We start from the raw sequence: 10,430 nt of genomic DNA, 5'->3' as shown, positions 1-10,430 counted from the left end.
CGTTGTTCATCACCCCCCTCACGAAGGCGCCGATCACCGCGCCCATGACCGTGCCCACGCCGCCCGAGGCCGAGGCCCCGCCGATGAAACAGGCGGCGATCACGTCGAGCTCGAAGCCCAGGCCCGCCTTGGGCGTGGCGGTGTTCAGCCGCGCGGCGAAGACCAGGCCGGCCAGGGCGGCCAGCACGCCCATGTTGATAAAGGCGTAGAAAGACAGCCGCTCGGTCTTGATGCCCGAGAGCTTGGCCGCCTTCTCGTTGCCACCCATGGCATAGATGCGCCGCCCTATGGTGGTGCGGCTGGTGACGAAGTCGAACAGCACGATCAGCAGTGCCATCACCACCAGCACATTGGGCAGGCCCTTGTAGGAGGCGAGCAGGTAGGAGAAATACACCAGCAGCGCCGCGAAAACGGCCGTGCGGGTCAAAGAGAAAGCCAGCGGCTCGGCCTGCACCCCATGTTTGATGCGGTTGGCCCGCGCCCGCACGCCGGCCACGGCCAGCGCGACCGCCACGACCATGCCCAGCAGCAGCGAGGTGAGCTTGAGGCCTTCGACGCTGAACATGTCGGGGATGAAGCCCGAGCTCAGCATCTGGAACTCCGCAGGGAACGGCCCCACCGACTGCCCGGCCAGCAGCGCCAGCGCCAGGCCCTTGAACACCAGCATGCCCGCCAGCGTGACGATGAAGGACGGGATGCGCGAGAACGCCACGAACCAGCCCTGCAGCCCACCGATGATGCCGCCGCACAGCAGGCACACCAGCGATGCCGGCAGGAAGTGCCAGCGGTACTCCACCATCAGCACCGCCGCCAGCGCGCCGATGAAGCCGCAGACCGAGCCTACCGACAGGTCGATGTGGCCCGCCACGATCACCAGCAGCATGCCCAGCGCCATGATGACGATGTAGCTGTTCTGCAGCAGCAGGTTGGTGAGGTTGAGCGGCTGCAGCAGCGTGCCGTCCGTCATGACCTGGAAGAAGCCCATGATGGCGACCAGCGTGATGAACATGCCGTACTCGCGGAAGTTGTGCTTGAGGTGCTCCAGCAGCGGTTTGTCGTGGCCCTGTGCTTCATTGGAGGCGCTGGCCAGTGTGGCGGTGGGGGAAGGGGTCATGGGGGTCATATCAACTGGCTTTCACGATGGCGCGCATGATCTTTTCCTGGGAGGCATCGGACGTGGGCATCTCTGCCACGAAGCGGCCCTCGTTCATCACGTAGATCCGGTCCGTGATGCCCAGCAGCTCGGGCATTTCCGAGGAGATCACGATCACGCACTTGCCCTCGGCCGCCATCTGGGCGATCAGGGTGTAGATCTCGTACTTGGCGCCCACGTCGATGCCGCGCGTGGGCTCGTCGAGGATGAGCACCTCGGGGTTGGTGAACAGCCATTTGCCCAGCACCACCTTCTGCTGATTGCCGCCCGACAGGTTCACCGTCTTCTGCTCCACGCCCGAGCAGCGGATGCGCAGCTGGCGCCGGTAGCCCTGCGCGACCTGGTGCTCGCGGCCAGGGTCCATCACCGTGGCGGTGGAAATGCCGGCGAGGTTGGCCAGCGAGATGTTGAACCGGATGTCTTCATTGAGCACCAGTCCGTTGCCCTTGCGGTCCTCGGTCACATAGGCCAGGCCGTGGCGCACGGCCTTCTCGACAGTGCTCACGTCGATCTCCTGGCCGTGCAGCAGCACCCGGCCGCTGATGCGCCGGCCCCAGGAGCGGCCGAAGATGCTCATCGCCAGCTCCGTGCGGCCCGCGCCCATGAGGCCGGCGATGCCGACGATCTCGCCGCGCCGTACCGTGAGGTCGATGCCCGTGAGCACCTCGCGGTCGCTGTGCTGTGGATGGAAGGCACGCCAGTTGCGCACCTCGAACACGGTGGCGCCGATGTCGGGCTGGCGCGGTGGGTAGCGGTCGGCCATCTCGCGGCCCACCATGGCCTGTATCACGCGGTCTTCGCTGACCAGGCCGGTGCGGCAGTCCAGCGATTCGACCGTGCTGCCGTCGCGCAGCACGGTGATGGCGTCGGCCACGCGCGAGATCTCGTTGAGCTTGTGCGAGATCAGGATGCAGGTGATGCCCTGCTTCTTCAGTTCCAGCAGCAGGTCCAGCAGGGCCTGGCTGTCGTTCTCGTTGAGGCTGGCCGTGGGTTCGTCGAGGATCAACAGGCGCACCTGGCGCGACAGCGCCTTGGCAATCTCCACCAGCTGCTGCTTGCCCACGCCCAGGTGGGTGACCAGGGTTTCGGGCGATTCCTTGAGGCCCACCTTTTTCAGCAGGGCCCGGGCCTTGCTGTGCGCTTCCATCCAGTCGATCACGCCGTGGCGGGCGGTCTCGTTGCCCAGGAAGATGTTCTCGGCGATGGAGAGCAGGGGCACCAGGGCCAGCTCCTGGTGGATGATGATCACGCCCAGGTGCTCGCTGTCGCGGATGCCGCCGAACTGGCGCTCCTGGCCTTCGAAGACGATCTCGCCGCTGTAGCTGCCGTGCGGGTAGACGCCCGAGAGCACCTTCATCAGCGTGGACTTGCCCGCGCCGTTCTCGCCGACGATGGCATGGATCTCGCCGGCGCGCACGTGCAGGTTCACCTGGTTGAGTGCGACCACGCCGGGAAAGGTTTTGCGGATGTTCCGCATTTCAAGAATCATGGACTGGGCTCGTGCAGGAGGCGCCGCCGGGGCGTCCTCTGTTGTCTCACGCTGCCCTGGCACTGGGGGAGATACGCTGCCGCCCCCGGTCCAGGCTGGGGTCACTTCACTTGCGATTCCTTGTAGTAGCCACTGCCCACCAGCACCGCATTCCAGTTGGCGGCATCCACCGACACCGGCTTGAGCAGGTAGGAGGGGACGACCTTCTCGCCGTTGTTGTAGGTCTTGGTGTCGTTGATCTCGGGCTGCTTGCCCGAGAGCGTGGCGTCCACCATGCCGGCGGCCACCTTGGCCAGCTCGCGCGTGTCCTTGAATACGGTGGAGTACTGCTCGCCTTTGAGGATGGACTTGACCGAGGGGATCTCGGCGTCCTGGCCGCTCACCACGGGGCAGGGCTGCTGCGCCGTGCAGTAGCCCACGCCCTTGAGCGAAGACAGGATGCCGATGGACAGGCCGTCATAGGGCGAGAGCACGGCATGCACCTTGTCCTTGCCATAGTAGGCCGAGAGCAGGTTGTCCATGCGCGACTGGGCCACCGCGCCGTCCCAGCGCAAGGTGCCCACCTTGTTCATGCCCAGCTGCTTGCTGCGCACCACCAGCTTGCCGCTGTCGATGTAGGGCTTGAGCACGCTCATGGCGCCGTCGTAGAAGAAGAAGGCGTTGTTGTCGTCGGGCGAGCCGCCGAACAGCTCGATGTTGAACGGGCCCTTGCCCTGCTTCAGTCCCAGCTTGTCCACAATGGAGCTGGCCTGCAATACGCCCACCTGGAAGTTGTCGAACGTGGCGTAGTAGTCCACGTTCTTCGAGCCCTTGATGAGCCGGTCGTAGGCAATGACCTTGACACCCTTGTCCGCCGCGCTTTGCAGCACGCGCGACAGCGTGGTGCCGTCGATGGAGGCGATCACCAGCACCTTGGCGCCCTGGGTGCCCAGGTTCTCGCTCGGGGCGAGCTGGTTGGGGATGTCGTCCTCGGCGTACTGCAGGTCGGTCCTGTAGCCGCGCTCCTTGAGCACCTTGACCATGTTGTCGCCGTCGGCGATCCAGCGCGACGAGGACTTGGTGGGCATGGAGATGCCGATCAGGCCCTTGTCCTGCGCCTGGGCCAGCGGGGCCGCGCCGATGGCGGCAAAGGCCACTGTGGCCAGCACGGTCTTGAAAAGGATGCGTTTCATGATGGATTGGTCTCCTGGTTGCTTTTGTCGTGTTTTTCATGTCGCGCCCACACCTGTTGGTGCGGGCGCTCCCGGCCTCCCGCCGGGTTGCCGGCAGGCGCCGGGGTCAGTACTTGCGTTTCGGGAACTCCGCGGCGGCCACTTCCATTGGAAAGATGCCTTCCTCGGTCACGATGCGCTTGGGCACTGCCTTGCCGGCCTTGATGTCCTTCACGGCGGTCATCAGCTGCGGGCCCAGCAGAGGGCTGCATTCCACGCTCACGTTGAGCTTGCCGGCGATCATGGCCTCGAAGGCGCCCTTGACCGCGTCGATGGAGATGATGACGATGTCCTTGGCGGGCTTCATGCCGGCCTCTTCGATGGCCTGGATGGCGCCGATGGCCATGTCGTCGTTGTGCGCATACAGCACGTTGATCTTCTTGCCCTCGGCCTTGAGGAAGGCCTCCATCACTTCCTTACCCTTGGCGCGGGTGAAGTCGCCGGTCTGCGAGCGCAGGATCTTGAACTTGGCGTCGGCCTTGATGATTTCCTCAAAGCCCTTCTTGCGGTCGATGGCCGGGGCCGAGCCCACGGTGCCCTGCAGCTCCACGATGTTGATCTCGCCCTTCTGGTCCTTCATCTTGTCCACGAGCCAGCGGCCGGCCTTGCGGCCTTCTTCCACGAAGTCCGAGCCCATGAATGTCACATACAGCGAGGTGTCTTTCGTGTTCACCGCGCGGTCGGTCAGCACCACCGGGATCTTGGCGGCCTTGGCCTCGCGCAGCACGTTCTCCCAGCCCGACTCCACCACGGGCGAGAAGGCGATCACGTCCACCTTCTGGGCGATGAAGGAGCGGATGGCCTTGATCTGGTTCTCCTGCTTTTGCTGGGCGTCGGAGAACTTGAGCTCGATGCCGGCCTCCTTGGCGGCCGATTTGATCGACTCGGTATTGGCGGTGCGCCACTCGCTCTCGGCACCCACCTGGCTGAAGCCCAGCACGATGGGTTTCTGGGCCCAGGCGGCGCCCGGGAGCAGCCCGGCCACGGGGGCGCAGGCCAGGGCGGATACGAGGGTCCGGCGGTTCAGTTTCATCATTTGTCTCCTGTCTGTCTGTTGTTGAAGAAAGAAATGCACTGCGGGAAAGAAGCCTGGCGATTCAAGCCAGCATGTAGCCGGTCTTGACGGTGGTGTAGAACTCGGCGGCGTAGCGCCCCTGCTCGCGCGGGCCGTGGCTCGAATCCTTGCGCCCGCCGAAGGGCACGTGGAAGTCCACCCCCGCCGTGGGCAGGTTGACCATGGTCATGCCGACCACGGCGTTGCGCTTGAAATGCATGGCGTGCTTGAGCGAGGTGGTGCAGATGCCCGCGCACAGGCCATAGGGTGTGTCGTTGGCCAGGGCCAGCGCATGCTCGTAGCCGTCGGCGCGCAGCACGCAGGCCACGGGGCCGAAGATCTCCTCGCGGGCGATGCGGTGCTCGGGCCGGGCCAGGAACAGGGCCGGGCTCATGTAGTGGCCGGGGGCAGCCAGTTCCAGCCGCTCGCCGCCCCAGACATGTTGCGCGCCTTCGGCGCGGGCGATCTCCACGTACGACAGATCCTGCTCCAACTGGTGGGCATCCACCACAGGCCCCATCTCGGTGCCGCGTTCGAGCGCGTGGCCCACCTTCAATGCCACGAGCCGCTGGCGCAGCCGCTCCACGAAGGCGTCGTGCACGCTGGCCTCGACGATCAGCCGGCTCGATGCCGTGCAGCGCTGGCCGGTGGAGAAGTACGAGCCCTGCAGCGCGCAGTCGATGGCCTGGTCCATGTCGGCATCGGCCAGCACCACCAGCGGGTTCTTGCCGCCCATCTCCAGTTGCACCTTGGCACGCCGTGCCGTTGCCGCCTTGAGGATGCGCTCGCCGGTGTCTACCGATCCCGTGAAGCTGATGGCGTTGACCAGCGGATGGTCCACCAGGGTCTGGCCCACTTCGCGGCCGCTGCCCATGAGCAGGTTGAACACGCCGGCCGGCAGGCCGCAGCGGCTGATGATTTCGGCCAGGGCCCAGCCGCAGGCGGCCACCAGTTCGGCGGGCTTGAACACCACGGTGTTGCCGTAGGCCAGGGCGGGCGCGATCTTCCAGGCCGGGATCGCGAACGGGAAGTTCCAGGGGGCGACGATGCCGATCACGCCCACGGGCTCGCGGGTCACGTCCACCTGCACGCCCTGGCGCACCGAGGCCATGAGCTCGCCGGGAATGCGCAGCGCCTCGCCGGCGAAGAACTTGAAGATCTGACCAGCGCGGGCCACCTCGGCCACGGCCTCGGGCAGTGTCTTGCCTTCCTCGCGCGCCAGCAGCTTGCCCAGGGCGTCCTTGCGTGCCAGCAGTTCGGTGCCTATCAGGTCCAGCACGTCGGCGCGGCGCTGCGGGCTGCTCTGGCTCCAGTGGGGCAGGGCGTCGGCGGCGGCACGGACGGCGCGCTCGGTCTGGTTGCGGTCAGCCCGGGCGTACTCGGCCACCACCTCACGGGTGTCGGACGGATTGGTGCTCACCCCGGTGGTGGTACCGATTTCCCAGCGCCCATTGATGAAGTGCCGGGGGGTGAGCTGCTGTGTGTCGCCGAGCTTCATGGAAACCTTGGAGGAAGAACCCTTGGTGCGGAACTGCGGCAAAGTCTAAGATCGATTTAGATATCAATCTAATAGTTTTTTTGACAAAATACATATACGTCCACGCATTCTGGAAAACCCCATGAGCACCTACAACCACTGGTTCATCCGCGCACGGCTCAAGACGCGCCAGCTGCTGCTGCTGGTGGCGCTGGACGAGGAGGGCAACATCCACCGCGCAGCCCAGGTCCTCAGCATGACGCAGCCGGCCGCGTCCAAGCTGCTCAAGGACCTGGAGGACGTGCTGGAGGTGCCGCTGTTCGAGCGCCTGCCGCGCGGCATGCGCCCCACCTGGTACGGCGAGACCATGATCCGCCATGCGCGCATGGCGCTGGCCAGCCTGAACCAGGCGCATGTGGAGATGGCGGCGCTCAAGACCGGGCACTTCGGCCAGGTGGGCATCGGCGCCATCACCTCGCCGGGGCTGAGCCTGCTGCCCGCCGCTGTCGCCCTGGTCAAGCAGGAGCACCCCAGCTTGCGCATCTCGCTCGACATCGAGACCAGCCCGGTGCTGATGGACCGGCTGGAGCAGGGCAAGCTCGACATCCTGGTGGGCCGCCTGTTCGAAGAGCACGACAAGACCAACCTGCGCTACGAGCCCTTGAGCGAAGAGTTGGTCTGCGCCATGACCCGGCCCGGCCACCCGCTGCTGGGCGTGCCGGGCCTGGCCCTGCGCGATGTGCTGGCCGCCGGCTGGATCGTGCCGCCCGCGGGCAGCGTGCTGCGCCACCGCTTCGACCTGATGTTCCAGCAGGAGGGCCTGTCTCCGCCGGTCAACGTGGTGGAGACCGCGGCCCTGCTGTTCATGACGCGCATGCTGCAGCAGAGCGACATGATCGCCGTGGTCGGCGCCGATGTGGCGCACTACTACGCATCGCACGGCATGGTCGCGATCCTGCCGCTGGCCGTGCCCTGCCACATGGACGCCTTCGGCATCATCACCCGCACCGACCGCCTGCTATCGCCTGCGGCCAAGGTGATGATGAAGGCGCTCAAGCAGACCAGCCTGGTGCAGTACGGGCGCCGGCTGGAAGCCGGGGATTGATCAAACCCAACCCGCGTCCACCTTGAATTCCTGCGCGGTGCACATCGCGGCATCGTCGGACGCCAGGAACAGCACCATGCGCGCGATGTCGTGTGGGCGCAGCTTGTCGGGCAGGCACTGGTTGCGCGCCAGCTCCTTCTCGCCCTCGGCGTCGAGCCAGAGCTTGATCTGGCGCTCGGTCATCACCCAGCCGGGCGACACGGTGTTGATGCGGATGCGGTCCTGGCCCAGCGTGCGCGCCAGGCCGCGCGTGAGCCCGTTCACCGACGACTTGGCAATCGCATAGCAGGGGTAGCCCGCGCCCTTGCCCTGCCAGCCCGTGGAGCCCAGGTTGACCACCGATCCCGCGCCCAGGCGGCGCATGCCAGGCACCACGGCCTGGATGGCGAAGAAGGCGGGCCGCTCGTTGATGGCCATGCGTTCGTCGTAGTAGTCGGGCGTCACGGATTCCAGTGTGTGGCGGTCGTCGCTGGCCACGTTGTTCACCAGTACCGAGAAATCGCCCAACGCTGCCGCTGCACGGGCGATGGCGTCCTGCAGTGCGGCGATGTCGCGCACGTCGCACACCTGCCACCAGGGTCGGGCATGGCCGGCGTCGGCGATCTGCTGGGCCAGGGCCTCGCTGGCTTCGCGCGCCACATCCACGAAGGCCACGTGCGCGCCCTGTTCGGCGAAGGCCGACACGATGGCCGCACCGATGCCACTGCCGCCGCCGGTGACGAAGACGGAGCGGCCCTGCAGGCTGGGAAAGCGGGACAGCTGGGCAGATTTGGAAGGGGTAAGGGCAGATACTGTCATTGCAATTTGTATATCAAAAAATTCCAAAAATAATTATTCCGTGCATCAATTGGGATTGATAAGATGCCCGGCGTCAAGAGGCATCGCACACGAATGCCCGAACCGAACGAGGAGACACGCCTTGAACCACCCGAGCAACCCGGCCGGCGCGCCGCGATTTTCTGCACCCAGGCTTCTCGGCCCCCTGCGCTGCGTGGTCGAAGCCGACGCGCAACTGGGGGAGGGTCTTGTCTGGTCGGTGCGTGAGCAGGTGCTCTACTGGCTGGACATCCTGGGCTGCCGCCTGTACCGGTGGGACCCGGCCAGCGGGGAGCGCCGGCAGTGGGGCTTTGACGAGGAGATCTCGGCCCTGGCCGAGCGCAAGGAGGCGCCCGGGCTCATCATCACCCTGCGCCGTGGCTTCGCCCTGTTCGACCCCGCCACCGACAGCGCCCCGCGCTACCTGCACCAACCCGTGGCCGAGCTGCCCGGCAACCGCTTCAACGATGGCAAGTGCGATGCCGCAGGCCGCTTCTGGGGCGGCAGCATGGACTTCGATTGCAAGCTGCCCACGGGCGCGCTCTACCGTTACGACCCCGATGGCCGCTGCTCGCGCCACGACGAGGGCTTCGTCGTGACCAACGGGCCCGCCTGGGCCGAGGCCAATGGCCGGCAGCGCCTGTACTTCAACGATACGCTCAGTTCCATCACCTGGCGCTACGACTTCGATGCCACCGCCGGCACCGTGTCCAACAAGCAGATGTGGAAACGCTTCAGTGCCGAGGACGGCCTGCCCGATGGCATGACCACCGACGCCCTGGGCCGCCTCTGGATCGCCCACTGGGGTGGCCACTGCGTGACCTGCCACGATCCCGAGACCGCCGAGGAACTGGGCCGCGTGGTGCTGCCCGCGAGCCAGGTGACCACCTGCGCCTTCGGCGGCGCGGATTTCCGTACGCTGTTCATCACCACCGCGCGCGTCGGCCTCGCGCCGGAGCAGCTGGCCCTGGAACCGCTGGCTGGCAGCGTGTTCGCCGTTGAGGTCGATGCGCCCGGCCTACCCGCCCATCTGTTTGGCGGTTGATATTCAAGAAGGCACAGGCATGAGCGAGGCAACCCATCCCATCACCTGGCTGAGCCATGCAGGCCAGCACCTGGGCCTGGTCCCCTCCCTGGGCGGCAGTGTGGCCGCGTGGCAGATCGACGACCCGGCGCAGCCCGGTGGCCGCATCGATCTGTGGCGCCCCTGGGACGGAGCCACGCCAGACCTCTACAAGCTGGCATCCTTCGCCATGGTGCCCTGGTCCAACCGCATCAGCGGCCGGGGATTCACGCACGCAGGCAAGTTCCACCCCATGCAGCCCAACCGGGCGGGCGAGCCGTATCCCATCCATGGTGACGGCTGGCTGCAGCCCTGGGCCCTGTCGCAGCCCGGGCCCGATACGCTGGAAATGCGCCTGCGCTCCGAGCGCTTCCAGGGCAACCCGTACGACTACGAATCGGTGCAGACCTTCCGCCTGGTGCAGGGCGGGCTCGACCAGCATGTGCTGGTGCGCCACCTGGGCACCGAGCCGTTGCCCTACGGCATCGGCGTGCACCCCTGGTTTCCGCGCACGCCCGGCACGCGCATCAGCGCGCCGGTTGAGGGGGTCTGGCTCTGCGGCGACGACCCGTTGCCGACTGGGCACTCCACGCAGTTCCCCGAGGGCTGGAACCTCAACGCCGGCATCTCGGCCCACGGTGGCTTGATCGACAATGGCTACACCGGCTGGGGTGGTGCCGCCCGCATCGAATGGCCCGAGCGCGGCCTGGTGCTCACGGCCCGCATGCCCGACCTTGCGTCGGATGGCGGGGCAGCACAGCATTTCTGCCTGATCTACCGCCCTCCGCAGGGCCCGGCCTTCTGCTTCGAGCCCATCACCCAGCCCATCGACGCCTTCCACCTGCCGGGCCAGCCGGGACTGCGCGTGCTGGCGCAGGGCGAGTCCATGGCCCTGCATGTGCAGTGGCGGTTCGGCCCTACTGCATAGAGAGAAAGAGGGTCAGTCCGCGGGTACCTCGCGGCCCAGCAGCCGGTCCACAGCCGCGCGCAGGGCCGCGAGCGAGGTGGTGTTGAGCACGAACACCACGAATCCTTCGATCTGGCTGCTGAGCAGCTCGAAGC

9 protein-coding genes are annotated in these 10,430 nt (G+C 66.4%); 3 read left to right on the top strand and 6 right to left on the bottom strand.

All coding sequences use genetic code 11. The features are described 5' to 3' along the window. From mmsB to ACK59X_RS23905, 5 genes are all read right to left on the bottom strand, one after another. Nucleotides 1-1,123, bottom strand: a 1,123-nt coding sequence (mmsB, locus tag ACK59X_RS23925) for a multiple monosaccharide ABC transporter permease (protein WP_409960871.1), incomplete at its 3' end; no start/stop codon positions are given. Nucleotide 1,124: 1 nt separating this feature from the next. Further along, nucleotides 1,125-2,642: a multiple monosaccharide ABC transporter ATP-binding protein gene (mmsA, locus tag ACK59X_RS23920; protein ID WP_409960870.1), complete on the bottom strand. Its 1,518-nt coding sequence runs from the start codon at nucleotides 2,640-2,642 to the stop codon at nucleotides 1,125-1,127. A 101-nt stretch (nucleotides 2,643-2,743) separates the two neighbouring features. After that, nucleotides 2,744-3,814, bottom strand: coding sequence for a multiple monosaccharide ABC transporter substrate-binding protein (chvE, locus tag ACK59X_RS23915; protein WP_409960869.1), 1,071 nt, complete (start codon nucleotides 3,812-3,814; stop codon nucleotides 2,744-2,746). Between the two features lie 106 nt (nucleotides 3,815-3,920). Beyond that, on the bottom strand, nucleotides 3,921-4,886 hold the full coding sequence (locus ACK59X_RS23910; RefSeq protein ID WP_409960868.1) for an ABC transporter substrate-binding protein: 966 nt from the start codon (nucleotides 4,884-4,886) through the stop codon (nucleotides 3,921-3,923). A 64-nt stretch (nucleotides 4,887-4,950) separates the two neighbouring features. After that, nucleotides 4,951-6,405 carry an aldehyde dehydrogenase family protein gene (locus tag ACK59X_RS23905; RefSeq protein WP_409960867.1) on the bottom strand — a complete coding sequence of 485 codons (1,455 nt, stop codon included), beginning with the start codon at nucleotides 6,403-6,405 and terminating at the stop codon, nucleotides 4,951-4,953. Nucleotides 6,406-6,526: 121 nt separating this feature from the next. Between ACK59X_RS23905 and ACK59X_RS23900 the strand changes: the two genes are divergently transcribed. After that, nucleotides 6,527-7,489, top strand: a complete 963-nt coding sequence (locus tag ACK59X_RS23900) for a LysR family transcriptional regulator (RefSeq protein WP_409960866.1) — start codon at nucleotides 6,527-6,529, stop codon at nucleotides 7,487-7,489. Here the strand turns inward: ACK59X_RS23900 and ACK59X_RS23895 are convergent, their stop codons facing one another. Then, the gene (locus tag ACK59X_RS23895) at nucleotides 7,490-8,287 is read right to left on the bottom strand and encodes an SDR family NAD(P)-dependent oxidoreductase (protein ID WP_409960865.1); all 798 of its coding nucleotides are present in this window, start codon (nucleotides 8,285-8,287) and stop codon (nucleotides 7,490-7,492) included. It abuts the gene before it with no gap. 121 nt (nucleotides 8,288-8,408) lie between these two features. Between ACK59X_RS23895 and ACK59X_RS23890 the strand changes: the two genes are divergently transcribed. Together ACK59X_RS23890 and ACK59X_RS23885 are read left to right on the top strand one after the other, a co-directional pair. Then, on the top strand, nucleotides 8,409-9,350 hold the full coding sequence (locus ACK59X_RS23890; RefSeq protein ID WP_409960864.1) for an SMP-30/gluconolactonase/LRE family protein: 942 nt from the start codon (nucleotides 8,409-8,411) through the stop codon (nucleotides 9,348-9,350). Between the two features lie 19 nt (nucleotides 9,351-9,369). Next, on the top strand, nucleotides 9,370-10,296 hold the full coding sequence (locus ACK59X_RS23885) for an aldose 1-epimerase (RefSeq protein WP_409960863.1): 927 nt from the start codon (nucleotides 9,370-9,372) through the stop codon (nucleotides 10,294-10,296). The last annotated feature ends 134 nt before the right edge of the window (nucleotides 10,297-10,430 follow it).

This window comes from Acidovorax sp. (genome assembly GCF_046339755.1).
Lineage (GTDB): Bacteria > Pseudomonadota > Gammaproteobacteria > Burkholderiales > Burkholderiaceae_C > Acidovorax.
Note: the sequence above shows the minus strand (reverse complement) of the source record. Positions and strands in the feature narration are given on the sequence as shown.